General features: G+C 70.5%; 14 protein-coding genes, 1 pseudogene and 1 riboswitch. Of the genes and pseudogenes, 7 read left to right on the top strand and 8 right to left on the bottom strand.

Features of this window, described 5'->3' with window-relative positions:
• Positions 1-68 precede the first annotated feature (68 nt).
• Positions 69-1013 (bottom strand): oxidoreductase, encoded by a 945-nt coding sequence (locus tag OG753_RS32130; protein WP_327265084.1) that lies wholly within the window; start codon positions 1011-1013, stop codon positions 69-71.
• A 149-nt stretch (positions 1014-1162) separates the two neighbouring features.
• Here OG753_RS32130 and cbiE point away from each other — a divergent pair, with 149 nt between their 5' ends.
• The 4 genes from cbiE to OG753_RS32110 all read left to right on the top strand — a co-directional run bounded on the left by cbiE (position 1163) and on the right by OG753_RS32110 (position 4585).
• Entirely contained in the window at positions 1163-2440 is a 1278-nt protein-coding gene (gene cbiE, locus OG753_RS32125; RefSeq protein ID WP_327265083.1) for a precorrin-6y C5,15-methyltransferase (decarboxylating) subunit CbiE, read from the top strand.
• Positions 2437-3186: a precorrin-4 C(11)-methyltransferase gene (gene cobM, locus OG753_RS32120; RefSeq protein WP_405791091.1), complete on the top strand. Its 750-nt coding sequence runs from the start codon at positions 2437-2439 to the stop codon at positions 3184-3186. Before cbiE ends, cobM begins: the two co-directional genes overlap by 4 nt.
• A complete protein-coding gene (locus OG753_RS32115; RefSeq protein WP_405791090.1) occupies positions 3176-3946 on the top strand; it encodes a cobalt-precorrin-6A reductase in 771 nt (256 codons plus the stop codon). Before cobM ends, OG753_RS32115 begins: the two co-directional genes overlap by 11 nt.
• A gap of 63 nt (positions 3947-4009) precedes the next feature.
• Complete coding sequence (locus tag OG753_RS32110) at positions 4010-4585, top strand: GNAT family N-acetyltransferase (protein WP_405791089.1); 576 nt, start codon at positions 4010-4012, stop codon at positions 4583-4585.
• Positions 4586-4672: 87 nt separating this feature from the next.
• On the opposite strand, the gene OG753_RS32105 is transcribed toward OG753_RS32110, so the two are convergent.
• The 3 genes from OG753_RS32105 to OG753_RS32095 are packed head-to-tail and all read right to left on the bottom strand — an operon-like array spanning position 4673 to position 8123.
• A complete protein-coding gene (locus tag OG753_RS32105) occupies positions 4673-6178 on the bottom strand; it encodes a precorrin-2 C(20)-methyltransferase (protein ID WP_327265079.1) in 1506 nt (501 codons plus the stop codon).
• Complete coding sequence (locus OG753_RS32100) at positions 6175-6822, bottom strand: precorrin-8X methylmutase (protein WP_383189881.1); 648 nt, start codon at positions 6820-6822, stop codon at positions 6175-6177. The genes OG753_RS32105 and OG753_RS32100 overlap by 4 nt, the downstream gene beginning before the upstream one ends.
• Positions 6819-8123 carry a cobalamin biosynthesis protein CobG gene (locus OG753_RS32095; RefSeq protein ID WP_405791088.1) on the bottom strand — a complete coding sequence of 435 codons (1305 nt, stop codon included), beginning with the start codon at positions 8121-8123 and terminating at the stop codon, positions 6819-6821. Before OG753_RS32095 ends, OG753_RS32100 begins: the two co-directional genes overlap by 4 nt.
• 316 nt (positions 8124-8439) lie before the next feature.
• Positions 8440-8524, top strand: a riboswitch (cobalamin riboswitch).
• Between the two features lie 55 nt (positions 8525-8579).
• On the opposite strand from OG753_RS32095, the gene cobN reads away from it, so the two are divergent.
• Entirely contained in the window at positions 8580-12197 is a 3618-nt protein-coding gene (gene cobN / locus OG753_RS32090; protein ID WP_405791087.1) for a cobaltochelatase subunit CobN, read from the top strand.
• Between the two features lie 119 nt (positions 12198-12316).
• Here cobN and OG753_RS32085 read toward each other — a convergent pair whose 3' ends face one another.
• Positions 12317-12538, bottom strand: a complete 222-nt coding sequence (locus OG753_RS32085; RefSeq protein ID WP_030390548.1) for a hypothetical protein — start codon at positions 12536-12538, stop codon at positions 12317-12319.
• A gap of 532 nt (positions 12539-13070) precedes the next feature.
• Complete coding sequence (locus OG753_RS32080; protein WP_405791086.1) at positions 13071-13376, bottom strand: hypothetical protein; 306 nt, start codon at positions 13374-13376, stop codon at positions 13071-13073.
• 757 nt (positions 13377-14133) lie between these two features.
• On the opposite strand from OG753_RS32080, the pseudogene OG753_RS32075 reads away from it, so the two are divergent.
• Positions 14134-14697, top strand: a pseudogene (locus OG753_RS32075) (replication initiator); the annotation flags it as partial.
• A gap of 224 nt (positions 14698-14921) precedes the next feature.
• Positions 14922-16229, top strand: coding sequence for a tyrosine-type recombinase/integrase (locus tag OG753_RS32070; RefSeq protein WP_405792891.1), 1308 nt, complete (start codon positions 14922-14924; stop codon positions 16227-16229).
• Between the two features lie 135 nt (positions 16230-16364).
• Here the strand turns inward: OG753_RS32070 and OG753_RS32065 are convergent, their stop codons facing one another.
• Together OG753_RS32065 and OG753_RS32060 are read right to left on the bottom strand one after the other, a co-directional pair.
• Complete coding sequence (locus tag OG753_RS32065; RefSeq protein ID WP_405791085.1) at positions 16365-16973, bottom strand: hypothetical protein; 609 nt, start codon at positions 16971-16973, stop codon at positions 16365-16367.
• The gene (locus tag OG753_RS32060) at positions 16974-24179 is read right to left on the bottom strand and encodes a polymorphic toxin-type HINT domain-containing protein (RefSeq protein ID WP_405791084.1); all 7206 of its coding nucleotides are present in this window, start codon (positions 24177-24179) and stop codon (positions 16974-16976) included. It lies immediately after the preceding gene.
• Positions 24180-24444 lie beyond the last annotated feature (265 nt).

Genomic DNA, 24444 nt, shown 5'->3' with positions numbered 1-24444 from the left:
ACGAGCCGGGGCGCCCGGAGGCAACCCGGGGGCGGACGGACTCGCTTCGGGGCGCCCCTTCGGCCCGGTCAGCGCGGCAGGGCGGCGTACGAGACCCCGGTCAGCCTCTCGGAGGCGGCCCACAGCTGCTCGCCGGAGCCGTCGTCGAGGGTCCACTTCGCCCGCCAGGACCGCGCGGGCGCCCCGCGCCAGCCCAGCCGCGGGCCGATGAACGCGTCCGGCCGGACCCCGGGCGCGGTGGCCGCGTAGAGGGTGGGCAGCGCGCCCGAGGACGTGGGCTGGGCGAGGACCGCGTTGCCGAGCGCCGCCACCCGCGAGTTGAGGGTGGGACCCTCCAGCTTCGCCGCCCCCGAGTGGAGGTTGCTGGAGGCGTAGCCGGGGTGGGCCGCGGCGGCGGTGATCGGGGAGCCGGCGGCCTCGAAGCGGCGGGACAGCTCGTGCGTGAAGAGCAGGTTGGCCGTCTTGGAGCGGCCGTAGGCGATCCAGCGCCGGTATCCTTGTCCGCCGCCCGGGTCGGCGGGGTCCGCCGCGGTGGCGTCGATCCGGCCCAGCACGTGGAAGCCGCTGGAGACGTTGACGATGCGGGCCCCGGGAGCGGCGCGCAGTCTCGGCAGCAGCAGTCCGGTCAGGGCGAAGTGCCCGAGGTGGTTGACCCCGAACTGCGTCTCGAACCCGTCGGCGGTCCGCCCGTACGGGAGCGCCATCACCCCGGCGTTGTTGATCAGCAGGTCCAGGCGGGCGCTCCGTCTCCCGTACGCGGCGGCGAATTCCCGTACGGAGGCCAGGTCGGCGAGGTCCAGCTCCATGAACTCGGCCTCGGCTCCCGGCACTTCCGCGAGCAGACGGACCACGGCGGCCCGGCCGCGGGCCGCGCTACGGCAGGCCAGCACGACCGAGGCGCCGCGGCGGGCGAGCTCGCGGGCGGTGATGTAGCCGATACCGCTGTTGGCCCCGGTCACGACGGCGGTCCGGCCGCTCTGGTCGGGGATGTGCGTGGCGTTCCAGCCGGGCATGGCGGCTCCCTCGTGAAGCGGTGGGTCACCGAGGGTAGACCGGGGCGGCCCACGGGAGTGTCGCGAGGGCGGGCGCGGAGCCCGGATCCGCAGGCCAGTAGGCTGCGGGTCCGCCCTGTTTCCCCACCCCGTCCCCGAGGAACCGCGCAGTGAGCACCCCGCCGCCCCCCATACCCGTGACGGTCGTCGGCCTCGGTGCAGACGGCTGGGCCGGGCTCACCGCCGCCGGCCGCTCCGCCCTGTCCTGCGCCGAGGTGCTGATCGGCGGGCCGCGCCAGCTCGATCTGCTGCCGGCCGCCGAGTGCGCCGGTGAGCGGGTGGCGTGGCCGAGCCCGCTGCGGCCCGCCGTGCCGAAGCTGATGGCCGAGCACGCCGGCCGCCGGATCGCGGTGCTGGCCAGCGGTGACCCGATGTTCTACGGGATCGGCCGCGCCCTCGCCGAGGAGCTCGGCCCGCGGTCCCTGCGGGTCCACCCGCACCCCTCCTCGGTCTCCTACGCCTGCGCCCGCCTGGGCTGGCCGGTGGAGGACACCGAGGTGATCACCGTGGTCGGCCGTCCGGTGGCCCGGCTCGCGGCCGCGCTCCACGAAGGGCGCCGGGTGCTGGTGCTCAGCGCCGGGGCGGGGTCCCCGGCCGAGATCGCCGCCCTGCTGCGCGAGCGGGGCTTCGGCCCGAGCCGGATGCGGGTGCTGGAGCAGCTCGGGTCCGAGCGCGAGGACGCGTACGAGGGCCACGCCGACGGCTGGGACCACGCGCCCGGCGACCCGCTGAACGTGGTGGCGATCGACTGCCGCCGGGACCCGGCCCACGACGCACCGCGCCTCGGCGCGACGCCCGGCCTGCCGGACGCCGCGTACGAACACGACGGGCAGCTCACCAAGCGGCACGTCCGGGCCGCGACCCTGTGCGCGCTGGCCCCGGCCCCCGGCGAGCTGCTGTGGGACATCGGCGGCGGCTCCGGCTCCATCGGCATCGAGTGGATGCGCACGCACCCCTCGTGCCGGGCGGTGGCGGTGGAGCGCGTCCCGGAGCGGGCCTCGCGCATCGCCCGTAACGCGGCGGCGCTCGGCGTACCCGGCCTGCGCGTGGTCGTCGGCGCCGCACCGCAGGCACTGGCCGGGCTGCCGGCCCCCGACGCCGTGTTCATAGGCGGTGGGCTGACCGCTCCCGGCCTGCTGGACGCGGCCTGGGCCGCCCTGGCCCCCGGCGGCCGGCTGGTGGTCAACACCGTCACCCTGGAGTCGGAGGCGGTGCTCACCGAGCGCTACCGGCGCCACGGCGGCGACCTGGTGAAACTCGCCGTCGCGCACGCCGTGCCGGTCGGCGGTTTCACGGGCTGGAAGCAGGCGATGCCGGTCACCCAGTGGTCGGTGACGAAGTCGGACGGGTCGGCCGCCGGGCCGACCGAGGAAAGGGATCAAACATGACCGTGTACTTCATCGGTGCGGGCCCCGGCGCCGCCGACCTGATCACGGTGCGCGGTGCCCGGACCCTGGCCGCCGCCCCGGTCTGCCTGTACGCGGGCAGCCTGGTGCCGCGCGAACTGCTGGCCGAGTGCCCGGCGGACGCCCGGCTGGTGGACACCTCGCAGCTCAACCTGGACGAGATCATCGCCGAGTGCGTACGGGCCCACGCGGCGGGCCGGGACGTGGCGCGGCTGCACTCCGGCGACCCGTCGGTCTTCAGCGCGGTCGCGGAGCAGATGCGGCGGCTCGACGCGGCCGGCATCCCCTACGAGGTCGTGCCGGGCGTCCCGGCCTTCGCCGCGGCGGCTGCCGCCCTCAAGCGGGAACTGACCGTCCCCACCGTCGGCCAGACGGTGATCCTGACCCGGATCGCCCAGCAGGCCACCCCGATGCCGCCCGGCGAGGACCTGGCCACGCTGGGCCGCAGCGGCGCGCTGCTGGTGCTGCACCTGGCCACCCGCTACGTGGACCGGGTCGTCGACGAGCTGCTGCCGCACTACGGCGCCCAGTGCCCGGTGGCGGTGGTGGCCATGGCCAGCCGCCCCGACGAGCTGATCCTGCGCGGCACCCTGGCCGACATCGCCGCCCAGGTGAAGGAGGCGGGCCTGGTCCGCACCGCCGTCATCCTGGTCGGCCGCACCCTGGGGGCGGAGCAGTTCCGCGACAGCCACCTCTACTCCCCCGAGCGCGACCGGCATGTCTGCTGAGCCGGGCCCCCTCCCGGCCCACCACGTCCTGATCCTGGGCGGCACGACGGAGGCCCGCCGGCTCGCGGAGGCGCTGGCACCCGACCCCTCGTGCCACGTGACGACCTCGCTCGCGGGCCGGGTCGCCTCACCCGTGCTCCCGCCCGGCGAGACCCGCATCGGCGGCTTCGGCGGCATCGCGGGCCTCGCGGGCTGGATCGTCGCCCATGACGTCACGCACGTCGTCGACGCCACCCATCCCTTCGCGGAGCGGATGAGTTTCAACGCGGCCGAGGCGCAGGCCCTCACCGGTGTCCCGCTGGTGGCGCTGCGGCGGCCCGGCTGGACGCCGGAGCCGGGCGACGACTGGACCTTCGCGGACTCCCTCGCCGAGGCGGCCGACCGGCTGCCCGGCCTCGGCTCCCGCGCGTTCCTGACCACCGGCCGGATGGGCCTGCACACCTTCGCGCACCTCACCGACACCTGGTTCCTGGTGCGTTCGGTGGACCCGCCGGCCGCGCCGGTGCCGCCGCGCCTCGAAGTACTGCTGGACCGGGGCCCGTTCGGCCTGGCGGGTGAACGCGAACTGCTGGCCCGTCACCGGATCGACGTCCTGGTCACCAAGGACAGCGGCGGCTCCGCCACCGCCCCCAAGCTGACCGCGGCCCGCGAGGCCGGCATCCCGGTCCTCGTCGTACGCCGCCCGGCGGTCCCGCAGGGCGTGCCGGAAACGGGCTCGGTCGAGGCCGTCCAGGACTGGCTCGGTGTGAGCCGCCAGTAGGTCCGGTTCTGCCTCGGGGAAAAGGAATTGCCTGCTGGGGGCGGGTCGCGTTGGGTGGGCGGCATGACCGAACTGCACACCGAACGCCTCGTCCTGCGCCCCTGGCGGGACTCCGACCTCGATCCCTGGGCGGCGATGAACGCCGATCCGGAGGTCCGGGAGCACCTGGGCGACCCGCTCACCCGTGAGCAGAGCGAGGCCTCCATGGTGCGGTTCCGGGCCGCCTTCGACCGGCGGGGCTACGGCTGGTGGGCCGTCGAGGTCCGGGCCACGGGTGAGTTCATCGGTTTCGCGGGCATGGACGACGTGGACGACGGCCTGCCGTTCACCGGGGTGGAGATCGGCTGGAGGCTCGCCCGCGCCTCCTGGGGAGTGGGCTACGCCACCGAGGCCGCGCGGGCGGTCCTCGCCCACGGCTTCGGCACGCTCGGGCTCCCCGAGATCCTCGCCGTGACGACGGCCGGCAACCTCCGCTCCCAGGCGGTGATGCGGAAGATCGGGATGACCCGGAACCCGGCCGACGACTTCGACGACCCCGACGCCCCCGAAGGACCGCTGCGCCCGAACGTGCTGTTCCGCCTGGCGCGCGGCCCGGCAGAGGCGGCGCCGGCGGCGGGCGGTGCGCCCGGATCCGGCTGAGCGGCCACCGGACGCCGGACGGAGGAGGGCCCGGTGCGTCGTCGCACCGGGCCCTCCTCCCGCATCGCTGCGCCCCGCCTCACCCGGTCACGGGTAGCGGCGCGGCGTCCAGGTGATCCTCGAACCGTCCGCGCGCTCGGTGACCTGCGTCTGCGAGGAGCCGATCAGCAGGAGCGTGCGCATGTCCACCTCGGACGGCTCCAGTGCGGCGAGCGTGACGATCCGCACCGACTGCTCGGGGCCGCCCACGTCGCGCGCGACGACCACCGGGGTCTCGGGCGAGCGCAGCTCCAGCAGCAGCTCGCGGGCTTGGGCCACCTGCCAGTTCCGGCTGCGCGAGCCGGGGTTGTAGAGCGCGAGCACCAGGTCGGCCGCGGCGGCCGCGCGCAGCCGTTCCGCGATGACCTCCCAGGGCTTGAGCCGGTCCGAGAGGGAGATGGTCGCGTAGTCGTGGCCGAGCGGGGCGCCGGCCGCGGCAGCCGCCGCGTTGGCCGCGGTCACCCCCGGCAGGACCCGTACCGGCACGTCCTTGTACTCGGCCTGCCCGGCCACCTCCAGGACCGCCGTGGCCATGGCGAAGACACCCGGGTCGCCGCCGGAGACCACGGCCACCCGCTGCCCGCGCCGGGCGAGGTCGAGGGCGAACTCGGCGCGCTCCGACTCCACCTTGTTGTCGGAGCCGTGCCGGACCTGGCCCGGCCTGACGGGCACCCGGTCCAGGTAGGTGGTGTAGCCGACCAGCACCTCGGCGTCGGCCAGCGCGCGCCGGGTCTGCGGGGTGAGCCACAGCGGGCCCGCCGGGCCGGTGCCCACGACGACGACCTCGCCGGGGCCGGACGGCACGCTGCCCGGGTTGCCGATGCGGCTGGGGACCACGGCGACGGCGAAGTACGGGACGGACTCCGGGTCGGTCTCGGCCAGGCGGCCGGTGCGCTCGCCCTCCATCGTGGCGCGCTCGACGTAGCGGGCCTCGGCGAGCCGGCCGCTGTTCTCCATCGCGGCGCGCACGGCGGGGAAGGTCCGGCCGAGCTTCATCACGACCGCCGAGTCGGTGGCGGCGAGCCGGGCGGTGAGCTCCTCCTCGGGCAGGGTGCCGGGAAGGATGGTCAGCACCTCCTCACCCTCCACGAGCGGAGTGCCGAGCCGGGCGGCGGCGGCGCTCACGGAGGTGACGCCGGGGACGACCTCCGTCTCGTACCGGTCCGCGAGCCGCTTGTGCATGTGCATGTACGAGCTGTAGAAGAGCGGGTCGCCCTCGGCGAGCACGGCAACGGTCCGGCCGGCGTCCAGGTGGGCGGCGAGGCGGGCCGCGGCGGCCTCGTAGAACTCCTCCATCGCGCCCTGGTAGCCACCGGGGTGGTCGGTGGTCTCGGTGGTGACCGGGTAGACCAGCGGTTCCTCGACGTGGTCGGCGCGCAGGTGCTTCGCGGCGATCGAACGGGCGATGGAACGGCCGTGGCGGGCGCTGTGGTAGGCCACGACATCCGCCTCGCCGATCACCTCGACGGCGCGCAGGGTCATCAGCGACGGGTCGCCGGGGCCGAGCCCGACCCCGTACAGCCGGCCCTTGGCGATGCCGCTCGTCCCGCTCATTCGGCCACGCTCGCAATGGCGTTGACGGCGGCGGCGGCCATGGCGCTGCCACCGCGCCGGCCGCGCACGATCAGGTGGTCGAGGCCCGAGGGGTGGGCGGCGAGGGCGTCCTTGGACTCCGCGGCGCCGATGAAGCCGACGGGGACCCCGATGACGGCGGCGGGGCGCGGGGCGCCTTCCTCGATCATCTCCAGCAGCCGGAACAGCGCGGTCGGCGCGTTGCCCACGGCGATGACCGAGCCCTCCAGCAGGCCGCGGTCGCGCCAGACCTCGAGGGCGGCGGCGCTGCGCGTGGTGCCCATCTTGGCGGCGAGCTCCGGTACGGCCGGGTCGGAGAGCGTGCAGATCACGTCGTTGCCCGCGGGCAGCCGCTTACGGGTGACACCGCTGGCGACCATCTGCACGTCGCACAGGATCGGCGCACCCGCCTCCAGCGCCGCGCGGGCGCGCAGCACGACCTCGGGGGTGTACCCGAGGTCCTGCGGGAGGTCGGTCATTCCGCAGGCGTGGATCATGCGCACCGCGACCTGGGCGACCGTGTCGGGCAGCCCGGAGAGGTCCGCCTCGGCGCGGATCGTGGCAAAGGACTGGCGGTAGATGGCCGCGCCGTCCTTCTCGTACTCAAACACGGTGTACTCGCTCATTTCTTCACTACGTCGGGGTCGGTGCGGGCGTCCGCGAGTGCCGCGGCAAGTTCGGGGGGCCGTACGTCGTGCCGTACGGGTTGGCCGGGGGCGGTGATCCGGTATCCGGGTCCGGTGGCGACCAGATCCACCCAGGCGGTGCCGCGCGGGTGCCCGCAGCGGCGCTCGCAGCCGGACCAGTGCACGGGCAGCTGCCCCCGTGCCCGGTCGACGACGGCCCGCGCGTCGGCGCGTACGTCCGCAAGGGATTTCGCACAACCCGGCTGCCCCGCACAGGCGGTGACGGACTGCCAGGGACTGTCGGGGGTGAGGACCAGCCCGGCGTCCTCGATGCGGGCGGCGGCGCGGGCGCCCGCCGCGGGCAGGACGACGCTGCGCCACGGGGTGACGCGCAGCCGGCCGCTCCCCTCCTCCGCGGCCTGTACGAGGACCCGCCACTGGGCCGAGTCGAGCCGGCCGAGCGGGGGCAGGACACAGAGGGCGGACCGGCCGTGCCGGCGCGGGCCCCACGGCCGGGGCGGCGCCGCGTACGGCCAGTCCACGGCGCCGGCGGTGGGCGCGGCGGCGATGCCATCGGCCTCCAGGCGCCGGGCGAACTCGACCGTCTCCAGGGGGTTTTCGGCAGGCAGTTCGGACACCCGCCAGGCCTGGGTGCCGGCTTCGGCGGCGGTGTCGAGGAAGTACCGGGCGGCTGCGAGCGCCGCCCGGGGAGAGTCCGGCCCGGCCAGCTCCACGGCGTCGGCGGCCCGGCCGAGCCGCACCAGCGCCCGGCCGCCGGGGCGGCCGAGGACGGTCACGTCCGGGCCGAGCGACGCCACGTCGCCGCGCCCGTCGTCGAAGGCGAACAGGAACCGCCCGGACAGCGCGGCCGTCCAGGGGCCGGCGCACAGCAGCCGGTCGAACTCCATGGCCCAGGCCAGCGCGTCGGGCCGGTCCGGGTCGCCGGGTTCCGCCAGGCCGGACATCGGCGTGGCCACGATGTTCCGTACCCGCTCGTGGCTCGGCGCGGGAAGCAGCCCGGCCCCGTCCAGCAGCTCCGCGAGGCCGGCGCCGCACCCGTCGGCCAGGCCGCGCAGCTGCACGTTGCCGCGCGAGGTCAGCTCGAGGTGTCCGTCCCCGAAGCGGTCGGCGGCGAGCGCCAACGCCGAGGCCTGCGCCGCGGTGAGCAGCCCGCCGGGCAGCCGGACCCGCGCCAGGAACCCGTCGTCCGCAGCGTGCAGCCGCAGCGCACCGGGGCAGGCGTCACCACGCTCCCGTATGACGGGTTCGTCCCGCGATGCGGCGGAGGGGGGCTGGGGCATGGCCGCGAGCATACCCACGATTACGACCCCCCGACCTGTGTCCGTCACCACCCCGACCAGCGACTCCGGCCCCGCCGCCCTTCCGGCCCCGCCGGCGTTCGAGGCGCGGGGCCCGGGGCGAAGCCAGCCCTTCCGGCCCCGCCGGCGTTTGAGGCGCGGGGCCCGGGGCAGAGCCCCGGCAGCGGCGCCGCACCCGGCGGACCACACCGGACCTCACGACCGCACCCCACCCGCCACCCCGGCCGCAGCCACCCGCCCCCTAAGATGACCTTCCGGCGGACCACACGGCCCGCCGTCGCCGAGGACGGCGACATGGGAGGAAGCCCGGTGCGATTCCGGCGCGGTCCCGCCACTGTGAACCCCGCGGAGCGATCCCGCACCACGGGGTGAGTCAGGAACTCCCGCTGTCCTCACACTGCCCGGGGCGCGGAAACCCCGAGGAAGGCCTGCCGCCGCATGATCCTGCTGCTGTCGACGTCCGACACCGATCTGCTCAGCGCCCGCGCAGCGAACACGGCGGACGGCCCCGTCCCGTACCGGTTCGCGAACCCCTCCCGTCTTCCCCTCGACGACCTCCCCGGCCTCCTCGACGGGGCCGACCTGGTCGTCGTACGCCTCCTCGGCGGCCTCCGTGCCTGGCAGGACGGCCTCGACGTGCTCCTGGCCCCCGGCCAGACCCGCCCGGTCGTCGTCCTGACCGGCGAACAGGCCCCGGACGCCCAGCTCATGGAGGCCTCCACGGTCCCCATCGGCATCGCGGCCGAGGCCCACGGCTACCTCGCGCACGGCGGCCCCGCCAACCTGGAGCAGCTGGCCCGGTTCCTGTCCGACACCGTCCTGCTGACCGGCCACGGCTTCGAACCCCCGGCCGCCTCCCCCACCTGGGGCCCGCTGGAGCGCACCCCGCAGCGCACCGAGGGTCCGCGGATCGCCGTGCTCTACTACCGCGCCCACCAGATGAGCGGGAACACCTCCTTCGTGCACGCCCTGTGCGACGCGATCGAGGCCCACGACGCCCAGGCGCTGCCCCTGTACGTGTCCTCCCTGCGCACGCCCGAGCCCGAGCTGATCGCGGCGCTGGAGTCGGCCGACGCGGTCGTCACCACCGTCCTCGCGGCCGGCGGCACCAAGCCCGCCACCGCCTCGGCGGGCGGCGACGACGAGTCCTGGGACGCGGGCGCGCTCGCCGGTCTCGGCGTGCCGATCCTGCAGGCCCTGTGCCTGACCGGGTCGCGCTCCGCCTGGGAGGAGAACGACGAGGGCCTCTCCCCGCTGGACGCCGCCACGCAGGTCGCGGTGCCCGAGTTCGACGGCCGTCTGATCACCGTCCCGTTCTCCTTCAAGGAGATCGACGAGGACGGCCTGCCCGCCTACGTGGCCGACCCCGAGCGGGCCGCCCGGGTCGCGGGGATCGCCGTACGCCACGCCCGCCTGCGGCACATCGACCGCCGCGACAAGAAGGTCGCGCTGGTCCTCTCCGCGTACCCGACGAAGCACTCGCGCATCGGCAACGCGGTCGGCCTCGACACCCCGGCCAGCGCCGTGGAGCTGCTGCGCACGCTCATCGCGGGCGGCTACGACTTCGGGCCGACCGAGGACATCCCGGGTCTGGTCTCGGGCGACGGCGACGAGCTGATCCGCGCCCTGATCGAGGCCGGCGGCCACGACCAGGACTGGCTGACCGAGGAGCAGCTGGCCCGCAACCCGGTCCGGATCCCGGCCGCCGACTACAAGCGGTGGTTCGCGGAGCTCCCGGCCGAACTGCGCGACAGCGTCACCGAGCACTGGGGCGAGGCCCCGGGCAACATGTTCGTGGACCGCTCGGCGAACCCGGACGGCGACATCGTCCTCGCCGCCCTGCGCCGCGGGAACCTGCTGATCCTCATCCAGCCGCCGCGCGGCTTCGGCGAGAACCCGATCGCGATCTACCACGACCCGGACCTGCCGCCCTCGCACCACTACCTGGCCGCGTACCGCTGGATCCAGGCGCGCGCCGAGGACGGCGGCTTCGGCGCCGACGCGATGATCCACCTGGGCAAGCACGGCAACCTGGAGTGGCTGCCGGGCAAGAACGCGGGCCTGTCCGCCGCGTGCGCGCCCGACGCCGCGCTCGGCGACCTGCCCCTCATCTACCCGTTCCTGGTCAACGACCCGGGCGAGGGCACCCAGGCCAAGCGCCGCGTGCACGCCACCCTGGTCGACCACCTGGTGCCGCCGATGGCGCGCGCGGAGTCGTACGGCGACATTGCGCGCCTGGAGCAGCACCTGGACGAGTACGCCCAGATCTCGGCGATGGACCCGGCGAAGCTGCCGGCCATCCGCGCCCAGATCTGGACCCTGATCCAGGCCGCGAAGCTCGACCACGACCTCGGTCTGGAGGAGCGCCCGGACGACGACGGCTTCGACGACTTCCTGCTGCACGTCGACGGCTGGCTGTGCGAGGTCAAGGACGCCCAGATCCGCGACGGTCTGCACGTCCTGGGCGGCGCGCCGACCGGTGAGGCCCGGGTCAACCTGGTCCTCGCGATCCTGCGCGCCCGCCAGATCTGGGGCGGTACGACGGCCCTTCCGGGTCTGCGCGAGGCGCTCGGCCTCGACGAGTCCAAGGCCACCCGCACCTCGGCTGACGCCGTCGAGGAGCAGGCCCGCGCCCTGGTCCGGGCGATGGAGGACGCGAACTGGTCCCTCGACTCCGTGGCCTCGGTCGCGGCGGACCACCCGGCGGACGTCGCGGCGGTCCTGTCCTTCGCGGCCCGTGAGGTGGTCCCGCGCCTGGCCGGCACCACGGACGAGATCACCCACGTGGTCGCGGCCCTGGACGGCCGGTTCATCCCGGCGGGCCCGTCCGGCTCCCCGCTGCGCGGCCTGGTCAACGTGCTCCCGACGGGCCGCAACTTCTACTCGGTCGACCCCAAGGCCGTCCCCTCGCGCCTGGCATGGGAGACGGGCCAGGCGCTCGCCGAGTCCCTCCTCACCCGCTACCGCACCGACAACGGCGAGTGGCCCGCCTCCGTGGGCCTGTCCCTGTGGGGCACGAGCGCGATGCGCACCTCGGGCGACGACGTGGCGGAAGCACTCTCCCTCCTCGGTATCCGTCCGGTCTGGGACGAGGCCTCGCGCCGCGTCACCGGCCTGGAGCCGATCCCGCTCGACGAGCTGGGCCGCCCCCGCATCGACGTCACCCTGCGCATCTCGGGCTTCTTCCGCGACGCGTTCCCGCACGTGATCGGCCTGCTGGACGACGCGGTGCGCCTGGCGGCATCGCTGGACGAGCCGGACTCGGAGAACTTCATCCGGGCCCACGCCCGGGCGGACCTGGCCGAGCACGGTGACGAGCGCCGGGCCACCACCCGTATCTTCGGCTCGCGCCCGGGCACGTACGGCGCCGGCATCCTCCAGCTGATCGACTCCCGCGACTGGCGCACGGACGCCGACCTCGCGGAGGTCTACACGGTGTGGGGCGGCTACGCGTACGGCCGGGGCCTGGAAGGGCGCCCCGCCCGGGACGAGATGGAGACGGCCTACAAGCGCATCACGGTCGCGGCGAAGAACACGGACACCCGCGAGCACGACATCGCGGACTCGGACGACTACTTCCAGTACCACGGCGGCATGGTGGCCACGGTCCGCGCCCTGCGCGGCACCGCCCCGGAGGCCTACATCGGCGACTCCACCCGCCCGGAGACGGTCAAGACCCGCACCCTGGTCGAGGAGACGTCGCGCGTCTTCCGGGCCCGCGTCGTGAACCCCAAGTGGATCGAGGCGATGCGCCGCCACGGCTACAAGGGCGCCTTCGAGCTCGCGGCGACGGTGGACTACCTCTTCGGCTACGACGCGACGACGGGCGTGATCGCGGACTGGATGTACGACAAGCTCACCGAGACGTACGTCCTGGACCCGACGAACCGCGCCTTCCTGGAGGAGGCCAACCCCTGGGCCCTGCACGGCATCGCGGAGCGCCTGCTGGAGGCGGAGTCCCGCGGCATGTGGGAGAAGCCGGACCCGCAGATCCTCGAATCCCTCCGCCAGGTCTACCTGGACACGGAGGGCAACCTGGAGGGCGAGTCGGAGTAGCCCTCCAGCCCTGACGCCCCGCACACAGGCCGTCCCCCTCACCCTGCCGAAGGGTGAGGGGGACGGCTTTCCTCATGCGGGCCCGCGCACCCCGAGCAGCGCGAACCCGGTACTGCGTACTACGCCTTGACGGTCTGGTTCAGCGCGACGAGCGCCTGCGCCCAGCGGACGTACTTCAGCTGCCCGAAGTCGGCGACGGTCTTGACCCCGAACGCCTCGTGCAGCAGCTTGCCGTCCTCGTCACTGACGCCCTTGAGCGCGGCAACGGGAGCCGCGAGCACCTCGGCGAGCGGCTTGTCGGCCCACGCCTTGTCGAGCACCTTGTCCAGATCGATCGCCATGAGCGTCCCTCTCGGAATCCCGAAACGAATATCGGGGCAAACCTAACCCAATCCGACAATCACCCCACGCTCCGACACCCCGCGGCTCCGACCGAAGCGCAAGCACGTCGAGCGGCGGTGGAACGCTCACTCAGGAAAACGTAGCGGGATGACCCGGCTCTGCTCGGGCGGTGCCAGGAGATCGCCGACGGCGGGCCGGGCGGGGGCCGCTCCCGGCACCACGAAGGCCGGATCCACGACCACGCCTTCGAAGCAACCGTAGGCCAGTCGTCACGACTGTCGGGAAGGGCTACGGCGCCGCCGATCACGCCCCTCAGGAGCCACCCCGGGCCGTCGCATCCGATGAACCAAACCGTCGCCAGCGGCCCCAACGGAGACGAATTCGCTAGGGCCGCCGAGTACCCATTTACACCCTAACCAGTCGCAGGTGGAAAGTATCCACATTGGGTGCCATTTGATTTATGCTTCCCGTTTCCTTGCCGAGTCGCGCCGCTGCCACCTCGGAAACGAGATGTTCCAGAGCTGAAGCTCGTCAGCAGCTCGACAGAAGCGAAAGAAGCCGACTGGCGGCAGCTACCACTCCACGGTCCGCGTCCCGCGCAAGAACCTCGACGACTTGCTTGTGCGCTAGCACCGCATCCTTCGCCGCCACCTCCCAGGCGACCTTTTCTTCGAACACTGAACGATATCTCGGATCTGCCGCAGCCGAGGCATCTGCCCACTGCGTTGTCTTGTAAATCGAGGTGATCAAGTCAATCACCTCCACTCGGCATTGCGACTCGGGGTGACCTGCCAGCTCCACAAGGAATGGAACCGTGACGGGCGTGACCTCAGACACGACGAAACCGAGCGCACAGACCCTATCCGACAATTCATCTACAGCCGCACACGCAGCTGGTCCATCGGCCCACGCTGCTCGTGAAAGCAAAGCGGGAATACCGCCTGCCGAGCCAGTTGCGTCCGACAGGTCTGCCCAGCGCACTGAAGCCAACCGCTTAAGAAGTCTACCCACTACGGCGTCCCATTTCCTGGGTATAGGTCAGCTATTCGGAGCCTGGCCATGACGAGTTGACACGACCCACAAGCCGGAAGGAGGTCCCTGTATCGCGGGTGATCGAATGGCTTACGGAGGACCGCCAAGCTACTGCTCCCTCGTACTAGATCCCCGGCTTCCATCGCCTGCGCGATACATCCGATCTCGGCACAACCGCCGTGATGTCCTGTCTGATCTAGAACCCTGCGAAGGGGAAGGGGGAGGCTCCGCCTTGCCTCTCCAACCCTGCGCGTACTTACGTCAAAATACGCACCTCCCGAAGGAGTTAGCGGAACACTTGCCGCGCCCTCGTTCTTTCCAGGACCCAGACGGCTGAGATCCGCGAATGCGCGAAGATCGCTTTCGGTATCCCCGCAATTGTGAACGAGGACCGGAGTGGCGCCTGCGAGCACATAGTACGTGTGCTGGCAGCCTCTCCTCTAGCTGCCTTTGTGCAGGTGGGGAAGGGTGTTGAGGTCCGCGATGTGCTCACCGTGCACCCCCACCTGGGTCGCCGAATGGAATACGGCGACCGTAGGGGCCTACTGTCCGTCACTCCATCAACGCCGAGCTGACCGACCAGGCCGTCGCCGCCTATGTGGCCAAGTACGCCACCAAGTCCGCAGACGCCTCCGGCACCCTCGACCGTGCTCTGTTCTGCCGCCCCTGCCAGGGGCGCGGTGCAACCTTCACCACGCACGGGACCCCGATCCAGTGCACCGCCTGCGGCGGCACCGGACAGACGCGACCCCTGCCCCACCTGGCCGTCGCACGCCACGTGCGGCAGATGATCCGGACCTGCTGGGAACTGGGCAAGCTGCCGGAATTCGCCAACCTCAAGCTCTGGAAGTGGGCGCACATGCTCGGCTTCCGGGGCCACTTCTCGACCAAGTCCCGCTGCTACTCCGTCACCCTCGGCGCGCTGCGCGCCACCCGCCTCGCCTGGCGCACCGACCAGGCCCGCGTCCTCGTCGGCCTGCCCGAGTCCGACCCGACGACCACGCTCGTCATCGGTCACTGGGCCTACCACGGCTCGGGCTATAGCCCCGGCGCTGCACTCCTCGCAGCCGCCGTCTGGCACAGGAGAGAGCTGGGACGGCAGTTCGAGTCAGAAGGCGGCTCCTGATGACCATGCAGCAGCCCATTGAGCTCCACCACGGGCCGGGCGCGACGCAGGAACTCCTGACGGTTCCCCAGGTCATGGCTCGCCTCCAGCTCGGCCGCTCCGCCGTCTACGACCTGCTCCGCACCCGCCAGCTCGCCTCGATCACACTCGGCCGCGCCCGCCGCATCCCTTCCCACGCACTCACCAACTTCGTCCACGCCCGCCTCGACCAGGAAGCCGCCTGGATGACCGCGCCCCGCGAAGCCGTCCCCTCCCGCCGCGTCCGCGCCAACAGCGACGGGACCGTCTACCAGCGCAAAGACGGCCGCTGGGAAGCTGCTGGCTACGTCCTCGCCCCGGGCAATACCCGTAAGCGCGTCCGCGTCTACGGCACCACCCGCAAGGAGGCTCTGGCCAAGCTCACCGAGAAGATCGTCTCCAGCAACCGCGGCGTTCCCATTCCCTCCGCGCAGGGCAGTGTCAGCTCGTACCTGACGTACTGGCTCGAGGCAGTCGCCGTCCATCAGCTCCGCGAGAACATCCACACCCGATACACCGCCTGCGTCAAGCAGTACCTCGTCCCCGGCCTGGGCAAGAAGAAGCTCGCCAAGCTCACCGCCAAAGACGTCCGTACCTGGCTCAACCAGGTCCGCACCACCTGCCAGTGCTGCGCCCGCAGCATCGATGCCGCCCGTGACCAGCCCCGTTGCTGCGCCGCCGGAGCGTGCTGCTCCAAGCGGCTCTCCCCGCTGACGCTGGCGTACATCCACTCTGTCCTCAAGTCGGCCCTGGAGCACGCCGTCCGAGAGGAGGAGATCACGCGCAACGTTGCCCGCAACGTCCGTACGGGCACGCCCCGCCCCCGTCGGTTCGAACCGCTCACGGCAGATGAAGCCCGCCAGTTCCTCGCTGCTGTCCGCAATGACCGCCTGTTCGCGCTGCACGAACTAGCCCTCCGCACCGGACTCCGCAAGGGCGAACTCCTCGGCCTCCAGTGGGAAGACCTCGACCTCCAGACGGGCACTGCCAGCATCCGCCGCACCCTCCAGCGCACCCAGACCGGCGGCCTGACAGCCCTGCCCACCAAGACCCGAGCCTCCGAACGCCGCATCGCCCTCCCCAGCGAGTGCATCCACTCACTCAAGGAACACCGTGAGGTGCAGGAAGGAGAACGAGAGGCTGCAGCGGAGGGCTGGCGGGACAACGGCCTCGTCTTCAGCACTCCGGCACGAGGGCCGATCGATCCAGCGAACCTCAATCGCAGCTTCCGCGCCCTCCTCGATCGGGCAGGGCTCCGCCGCATCCGCTTCCACGACCTACGGCACTCCACCGCCACCCTCCTCCTGGAGCAGGGCGTCGAACTCGTCGTGATCAAAGAGCTCCTCGGCCACGCCCACATCGGCGTCACCGCCACCGTCTACGCCCGCGTCCGACTCCGCCTCCAGCGCGACGCCATCGACCTCCTCGGCCGCACGCTCCACACCCAGACCGGGACCTCCAACCAGCCCGACGACTGCCATGACCGCTTGCCGTACACAGCACCTGTCCGCTGACGTTGCCGTCAACTACTGCCGTCAAACACAGATGTGCCCCACCGACAACCATGTCGGTGGGGCACATCTGTCTATTTCGAGAACGGCCAGGCAACCCGAAGAATCAGGGCAGCCATGCGGCTGGCACGGGTAGGACTACAGTCGGTCCCGAATTTCTAACCAGGCGTCAATATTGCGACTGGTCTCTCTGCTCGCCACCGCGGACGATACCCACGGAAGGGCTGACAAGATTAGTTCGACCTCTTGTAGTGCGGAGAATCTGACATCCACCTCGCTGCTCACAGGGAATTTGCTTCCGACGGGTGTATAGAAGTCGTCGCCGGCGGCCAGGTACTCCACCTTCCTGGTTTCGGATGCCGCAATTGCACGTTCACGCGATAGCGGCATTCGATTAAGCGCCAATTCGGCGGCTCCGTCCGGCGTCAAGAGTTCAGGCAGGCCGACGACCGGTGGGTCGAATCGCAGCGCGATGGCCGCGAGTCGGAGAATCCAGTACGCCCCCATAGGCGGCCTGATTCCTCCAATGTCGACCGCCAGCCTGACGACCTCCACGCTGAGCTCAAAGTCGCCTCTACGTCGACTTTCGGCCACATCCCTCAGGGGGCTTACGCTGGTCTCCAGCGATTCGAAAACCGCCAACCACCATTGCGGGAAGCTCCCATCAGGAAAGCGTCTGCGGATCCAGTCGGAGATGCCGTCAACTGGGATGCTCCGAATCCCCCGAAGATCAGACTCCACTCCCATTTACGGGGCCCTCCCGCCATAGTCTCTAATCACTGCCAATGGAACCCTGATCCCGGCTCCAGCGAAGGCGTCGACGCCTCGCTCGATGAACGCGGCAGCACACTGCGCACAGGGCGGCGTGTAGTGGCCCGTGAAGTTATCGAACGACGAGATCGCACCACCATTTCGGAATGCCACCTGCCCTGCGCCAATAACTGGTGCACCACCGCTGGCCACTGTGTGGTGGATGCCAGGTGCGGCTCGAACCATGTTCAAGTTTCCTGCCTCCCCAACAGTCCAAAGGAAGCTCCCACCCTCAGATGCTGCTCGCGAGAAATCGGAAGATCCAGCAGCCATCGGGGAAATGTCAGCGAAATCAGCCTCCATCATTTCAAGCCCAAGATCGTCTGGCCTGCTATTGGAGATTGAGCCAGTTCCGCAATTGTGAACGAGCACCGGGGTGGCCCCGGCCAGCACATAGTACGTGTGGAAGTCATCGACCGTGAGGTTGTACGTGGTGACGGCGAAGGGGTAGCTGCGGATTGCCTGAACGGTGAGGGTTGAGCCGTCGGGCTGGCGGAGTTGCTCGCCCTCGGCGAATTCGCCGGCGTCGAGCCACTGGCGGCGGGTTTCGCTCCAGTGCGGGTGGTGGGAGGTGGAGGTGAGGGTGACCGGCGGGCCGCGGGGGTTCGCGTCGTCGGTGAGGGTGAGGTCCGTGAACTCCTTGTCATCGGGAGTGGTGATGGTGGCCGTGACCGTCTTGGCTTCGGTCGTACCGGTCTGCGGGTCCGTGGCCAGGACCTTGTCGCCTACCTCGACGTCCTCGATGACCTTGCTCGTACCGTCGGCCATTTGGACGCGCGCGCCCGTGGGGAAGCTGTTCCGCTTGATGGGGCAGGAAGCTCCGGCCTCGGAGTCGGCTGCGCGGGATTCCGCACCTCCCCCGCCCGTCTCGGCGTCGGCGTCGCCCCTGCCGGCTTTGGATTCTGTGCCGGCACTGTCGGTGGCTTTCTCCGTCGCTGCTTTCTCGTCTCCCGCCTTCCGTGCTTGAGCGGCAGCTGCGGATGCTTCGTCCTCGGCCTTCTTGGCCTTGGTGAAGGCTGCCATGGCCTTGGAGGCCTTGCTCTCGGCGGCATTAACCGCGTCGTAGGCCTTGTTCAATTCCTTGTAGATCTTGAAGGCCTTGATGCCGATCTTGATGGCCTTGGCCAGCTTGCCCCAGGGAACCGCGTTGAGAGCCGTGTTGATGCACGCCATGACGTCGCCCTTGGTGAAGCAGTCACGGGCGTCGTTGTAGCCGATCAGGTCAAGGACCAGGTCGACTACGGCGTGCTTCAGTTCGTCACGCTTCTTCTTTGCCTTGTTGAGCTCGTGGTTGGCTGAGTTCAGCTCCTTCTGCGTAGGACTCTCGTCGCGGATGGCGTTAGGCGTCTCGCCCTCCTGCGTCGTGTTCCTCGTGTAGTAGTCGACGTTTGCCTGGTCGTCGTCTATGTAACGGAGGCCGCTTGCATCCGACTTGTTGAACGGATCGTTGTTGGAGTAGGCGTACGCGTTCCACTGCTGCGGGTCGCCCGCGTCGATGATCGGGTCAGGGCTGATGAAGCGGCCCGTCGTGGGGTCGTACTCGCGGGCCCCGAGAAGAGTGAAGCCGGTGGACTTCTCCTTGGTGCCACCGACAAATCCCTTGTCACCGGCCCAGGCGCCGGGCGCCGGCTGGGTACCGCGCTCGTTGCCGAACGGGTCCGCCGGGCGGCGGACCTGGGCGAGGTCCGTGGCGTTGAACTGGACGCCGTTGGTGCCGTGGTGGTCCGAGGACTGGTAGGTCAGTGTGGAAGCGCCGGCCGTGGTCGTGCGGGTGATGGACAGGCCACCGGGCACACCGTAGGTGCGAACGTTGGAGACCTTGCTGGTGGCGGTGTCCAGGGTGATCTGGTCGGTGCCCAGGTTGAGCGTCGTCTTGCCCGGGTCGCGGCGGATGAGCTGATTGCCGCCGGTGTCGTAGAGGTAGCTGGTGCCGCCGCTCTCGCCGGTTCCGGTGATCTTGTCGAGCTTGCCCTGGTCGTTCCAGGTCAGGGTCTTGGTGCCCGGCGTGCTGGTGATGGAGGCGGTGTTACCGGACGCGTCGTACGTGTACGAGGTGACCTTGGTGCCCGTGCTGCTCGTCTCCGTGGAGGCCATCAGCGCGTGCGGGCCTCCCGTGCCGCCACCCGTCTTCGGGTCGGAGGACGGGGTGTTGGGGCCGGAGCCGAAGGTCTGGTTGACCGTCGTGTCCTTGGCCGCGTTGCCCGTGACGTCCTTCTTCACCAGCTTGGTGCGGTTGCCGATCTTGTCGTACTCGTACTGCTGCCAGTACGGCGCCGGGCCGCCCACGCTCGGCTTGCCCGTCGCGTCGACCTTCGGCCCGGTGGCGTTGGCACATCCGCCGATGCCGCGGACGCTCGGCTGGGGAGCCGTCGTGGTGGCGCCGGTGTCGGTCCAGGCCTGGGTCAGTCGGCCGAGGTAGTCCGTGGTGAAGCACTGCAGATCGCGGGCAGTGCCGTCCTGTGTGTTACTGATCGAGGTCAGTTGGCCGACCTGGTTGTAGGTGTAGTCGATGACATCGACATTCGCCGTTGCTGCAGTCTGCTTGTCCAACGTGGACTGGATCGGGCGCCCTGTGGCCTCGTCGTATAGCACTGTGGACACCACCTGTGCGCCGTTGGCGCCGATGGTGGTGCGGATGGCCTGACCATTGGGGTGGTAGCGCATGTCCACGACGTAGCGCGTGCGCGTCTCCAGCGGCCCCATCACGCCGTCGAGCGATGTGAAGCTGCCTACGGCGTTGATGCCGTAGCGCAGGGTTTCTGCCTCCAGACCTGCCGCGCCGATGGCAGGCAGAGCTGTGGACTTGAGCTGACCGTACGCGTCGTAGGTGTTCTTGGTTTCGTACGTTCCCGCCAGCTGCTTCTCGACCGCGGGAATCGTGACCTTGGTCCCGAGGGAACGGTATCCGCTGTCATAGCCGCTGATCTCAGAGGTGTACGGGCTGCCCGAAGCGCCTCCCACAAAACGCGTGGTCGCTGTGGGCTTGCCCAGGGCCTTGGTGTCGTAAGTGATGGCGCTGACCTGCTTGGCAGGGTCAACAGCCGTCCCTTCATAGGACGCGATGGTGCGGCCGAGGAGGTCGCTGATGCTCGTGGCGCTCTTGCCGCGTGCGTCGGTGACGGTGACGAGGTTCTTGCTGTCGTCGTAGACCGTGGTGGCGACGCCCGAGTCCGGGTCGGTGGTCTTCACCGCGCGACCGAGGAGGTCGTAGGCGAAGGTCCACTCGTTGCCGGCGGAGTCCTTGCGGGACAACTCCTTGCCCTGGGTGTTGCTGACGTACGTGGTCTCGTCATAAGCGCCCGCGGGCGTGTTGCCCTTGTACTGGCGCACTACCGACGTCAGGCCGTTGGTGATGGAGGCTGTGGCGTAACCGCCGGTCGGCGGGATGTTGCGGACCTCGTCAGCTCCCGGGTACTCGGTCTTCGAGCGCCACTGTTCGACACCGAAGGACTGGAAGACGGAAGCAGTGGTCCGGCCGAGACCGTCGAAGACGGAGATGGTCTGGGCTGGAACCTTGGTGTCGGGTTGTACTCCGCCGTTGGGCAGGAACAATGCCCCGCCGGGGGCCTTCTCGTCGTTGTGGTAAGGCGCGCTGGTCTTGACCTGCCAGCCGTGCGAGTCGAAGAGCGCGTCGGTGACCATGCGGCCCGTGGCGCCCGACGGCGTGTGCGCCTGGGTCTGGCGGACTCGGCCGAGACCGTCGTAGATCGTGTAGCTGTTGATGTAACTGTTGTCGTTCATGAGCGCCTGGCTCAGAACGGTGGTCGGCGCGTTGGCTCCATTCATGGAGTACGAGAACTTGCGGACCGGCGGGTCGACGGTCCGGTTCTGGCCGGGCTGCCAGACGGTGGTGACGCGTCCGAGGGCGTCGTAGCCGCGCTCGGCAACGTGGTTGTTCTCGTCGGTCGTCTTCATCGGCAGCGAGCGGCCGGTGTCGAGGGTGGTCGTGGTCTTCCAGCCCAGCGGGTTGGTGTGGGTGACCTCGTAGGGCAGCGCGTTGGGCAGTGCCCTGTACTCGGTCTTGGTGACCGCGCCGTCCGGGTGTGCGGCGTCCTTGCGCACCTTGTTCGTGCTGGCGGTGAGACGGCCGTACACGTCGTACGAAGCCGTCATGTTGAGCCGGTAGACCGGCTTGCCCGCGCCGTCGTACTTCTCCAGCACCTCGGTGCCGGTCTGGTCGGCCGTCACGCCGGTCTGGCCGTACGCCTTGTCGTCGTAATACGTGCGGGTGTCGCCGACCGTGTTGGCCGCGTTCGGGGTCTGACCGCATACACCCGAGACGAGCAGCGTGCGCGAGGCGAGCTGGGTGAGTGCGCCGCCGGGGCCGGCTGCGTACTCGAAGGTGGTGCACATGCGCTGGTCGGTGCGGGACACGTCACCCTTGTCGTCGACCTGGAGCGGCCGCGAGAAGAGCGTGTCGTCGTAGGTGGAGGTCCGCTCGGTGGTGCGCCAGGCGCCACTGGCGAGCTTGGCACGGCTGGTGACCTTGCCGGTGTTCAGCGCGCGTGCCGTAATGGCGGGCATGCCGCCGGACTGGGCGCGGGTCGCGGTGACGGCGCCGAGCCAGGGGGTGGAGACCTCGTCGCCGATGACGGTGCCGCCGTCGCGGTCGTAGGTCTCGGTCTGCCGGACGAAGCCGGAGAGGACTTCCTCGTCCTTGATGGTGCCGCCGTGCGCGTCGGGCACGTTCACGCTGCGCTTGCTGCCGTTGGCGAGGACGTCACCGTCCATGCCGCGGAGGAACGTGGCCACCGACTTGGTGCGCGGAGCCTCGGACGCATTGCCACTGCCCGTACGGGTGGTGACCGTGGCGTAGCCGCGGAACTGGTCCCACGTACGGGTCTTGGGGTCGGCGAACTCGGAGTCGTTGCGGTGCCAGGCGATGCCGCCGCCGTACTCGTAGTTGGTCACCGTGCTGACCTGGCCGGCGACCATGTCCTGCTGGGTGACGGACTGGACGACGACCTTGTGGAACCAGTCGTTGACCGGGTCCGGGTAGGACTGGCCGGGCAGGTACCACTTGACCGGCATGCAGGCCATGCTGTTGGTGTCGTCGGCCGCGGGCATGGTGCCCTTGACCCGCGAGCACTCCGGGGCCTTGTAGACCACGTTGATGCGGCCACCGGTCTCGGTGGTGATCTTCTGGATGCGCGGCCGGTTGTAGCGGGAGGTGCTGGCCTCGGTGCCGTCGGGCCGCTTGACCACGCCGTCGACGCGGTTGGGGATCTGCAGGGGCTCGAACAGCACGGGCGGCACGGTCAGCGGGGACCGTGCGTTGGTGGCGGTGCGCTGGATGGACTCGAGCCACAGGGTCGGGGAGGTTCCGTCACCCGGCTCCTCGAACCGCTGCTTCAGCGCGTAGGAGTCGATGTTGCGGTAGCCGCCGGTGCCCAGGACCTCGGTGTCGATCTTCGTCACGCGCTTCGTGGTGAAGAAGGTCGGCGACAGATTCAAGCACTGGCCGGTGGCCGCGCATTCCTGGTCGACGGGGGTGTCGCCCCAGGCCTTCGCGTTCGTCTTGCGCTTCGTGGGGTCGCAGGCGTCTCCCGTTTCGAAGCAGCGGTCAGCGATGCGCAGCAGGACCTGGGCGGCGGTGTTCGCCTTGCCCTTGGCGGTGATCTGGTCGGGGAGGCGCTGGCCGTAGCCGATCCAGGTCGGGTAGGAGGCGCGCTGATAGAGGGTGGGGGTGCCGTTGCCGTTGTTCTGGCCGCCGCCACGCCCGTAGTGGTTGTCCTCCTGCTCGTATCGGTAGGAGGTCAGGTTCTGGTGCGGGTCCACGACGTAGTCGAGGTTCCACTGCCAGCCGAGTTGCTTCCAGGTGCCGTTGGCGGGGGTGTCCGCGCCGAGGCACTTGTCCTGGCCGCTGTTGAAGTAGACGGGCACGGTGGAGACGGACTTGGCCTCCGGGTCGGTGCCGTCACCGCCGGGGAGGCGGTTGGCGCCGAAGTAGTACTGCGTGCCGTCGGTGGTCGTGACGCGGAAGCCCTCGCCCTTCCAGGCGGAGTTGCGCTGGCCGGTCAGCCGCTCGATCTTCGTGCCGTCGTCGCCCTGCAGGCGGTAGACGCAGGTGTTGTCGTCGCGGACGATCTGTCCGGCGTGACCCGCCATCGAGAGTGAGAGGATGTCACCGGCCCAGCACTGGTCGCCGGAGTCCTTGATGCCCGCATCCTTGCAGCCCTTGTACGAGCGGGAGATCGAGCCGGGGTGCCAGTCCCAGCCCTCACCGATCAGGCCGGACTGGGCGTTGGTCGACGCGGTACGGCCGTCGATCGAGGACGAGTCGTAGCCGAGCACGACGCTCGGCGCCGCGCCCGCGATCGTCGACGGGATCTCGGCCGTGTAGCCGTAGGTGAAGTTCGCCGAGTTCGCCCCGGCCTGCCAGGAGGCCGACGGCAGGAGCGGCGTCGCCGAGTAGTCTCCGAGGTTGCCGGACGGGCCCGGCTCGACGGCGAGGGCCACGCCCTGGGCGGCCATGACCTGCGGGGCCGCGGAAGGCGCCGACTGCGTACCCGGCTGCGACTTCAGCAGCGCGCTGGGAGCAGCCGCCTCCTTCGCCACCTCGACCTCGGCGACCAGGCGCCCCGAGGCGTCCCGGTGCGCGGCGACCGGTGTACGAGTGGTGCAGCCGGCCGCACCTGGAGTCGTGAGGGCGCATGCGGGCAGCTGCACCAGCCGGGCCCGGTCGGCCCAGTTGGCGCCTGCGTTCTTCGCCCATGCCGACACGTCCAGACCGACCTCGACCTTGCCCGTCGCGGCAGCGCCGGCCGCGTCGGTGAGGGTGATCAGCGCCCCGTTCACTCCGGCGGCGCGGGCCTTGGCCGCGTCCTTCACTTCTACGCTGAGGCTGCCGGCGTCAGAAGCGGAGGACGAGGACGCGGGACCGGACGGCTGCCCCTTGGGGTTTGCTTTCTTCCCGGGTGCGACCCATACGGGCAGGTCTCCCGCCTGGACGGGCCCCGATCCGGCGGCTGGGTTCGACGCGGGGCGGGAGCCGACCTCGACCCGGCTGGTACCAACCGGAGCCTTCGACTTGGGAGCGGGCTTCCAGGGCTTTGCTGCCGGCGCCTTGCCCTTCGCGGACTTGGCGTCCGACCCCTTGACCGGCTTCGTGCCGGGCAGTGCGGTCTTGGGTGGTACCCACACCTTTGGCGGTTTGTCAGCCGCCTGGACCACGGGAAGACCCAGGCCAGACATGAAAACGGCGAGTGCGGCAACTACCGCGACCCGTGCTCTGCCACGCGCTGAGCGCATGACTAAGCGACTCCGATGAGACAACTGGATCCCCCCAGGCAACCGGTACAGGAAAGGGCCGGGCCACATGGGTCCGGATCAAGTGCACTCTATGGAGCAGGAGTTCGAACCTCTAAGGAGATTTTAAGAATCTCTCCCATGAGCAATGTCACCCATG

The sequence above is a fragment of the Streptomyces sp. NBC_00029 genome, from assembly GCF_045160505.1.
Lineage (GTDB): Bacteria > Actinomycetota > Actinomycetes > Streptomycetales > Streptomycetaceae > Streptomyces.
Note: the sequence above shows the minus strand (reverse complement) of the source record. Positions and strands in the feature narration are given on the sequence as shown.

Bases quoted from the DNA above. Each gene is read 5' to 3' on its own strand.
- OG753_RS32130 (WP_327265084.1), bottom strand. From the start codon at position 1,013: ATGCCCGGCTGGAACGCCACGCACATCCCCGACCAGAGCGGCCGGACC.
- cobM (WP_405791091.1), top strand. From the start codon at position 2,437: ATGACCGTGTACTTCATCGGTGCGGGCCCCGGCGCCGCCGACCTGATC.
- OG753_RS32115 (WP_405791090.1), top strand. From the start codon at position 3,176: ATGTCTGCTGAGCCGGGCCCCCTCCCGGCCCACCACGTCCTGATCCTG.
- OG753_RS32110 (WP_405791089.1), top strand. From the start codon at position 4,010: ATGACCGAACTGCACACCGAACGCCTCGTCCTGCGCCCCTGGCGGGAC.
- OG753_RS32105 (WP_327265079.1), bottom strand. From the start codon at position 6,178: ATGAGCGGGACGAGCGGCATCGCCAAGGGCCGGCTGTACGGGGTCGGG.
- OG753_RS32100 (WP_383189881.1), bottom strand. From the start codon at position 6,822: ATGAGCGAGTACACCGTGTTTGAGTACGAGAAGGACGGCGCGGCCATC.
- OG753_RS32095 (WP_405791088.1), bottom strand. From the start codon at position 8,123: ATGCCCCAGCCCCCCTCCGCCGCATCGCGGGACGAACCCGTCATACGG.
- cobN (WP_405791087.1), top strand. From the start codon at position 8,580: ATGATCCTGCTGCTGTCGACGTCCGACACCGATCTGCTCAGCGCCCGC.
- OG753_RS32085 (WP_030390548.1), bottom strand. From the start codon at position 12,538: ATGGCGATCGATCTGGACAAGGTGCTCGACAAGGCGTGGGCCGACAAG.
- OG753_RS32070 (WP_405792891.1), top strand. From the start codon at position 14,922: ATGACCGCGCCCCGCGAAGCCGTCCCCTCCCGCCGCGTCCGCGCCAAC.
- OG753_RS32065 (WP_405791085.1), bottom strand. From the start codon at position 16,973: ATGGGAGTGGAGTCTGATCTTCGGGGGATTCGGAGCATCCCAGTTGAC.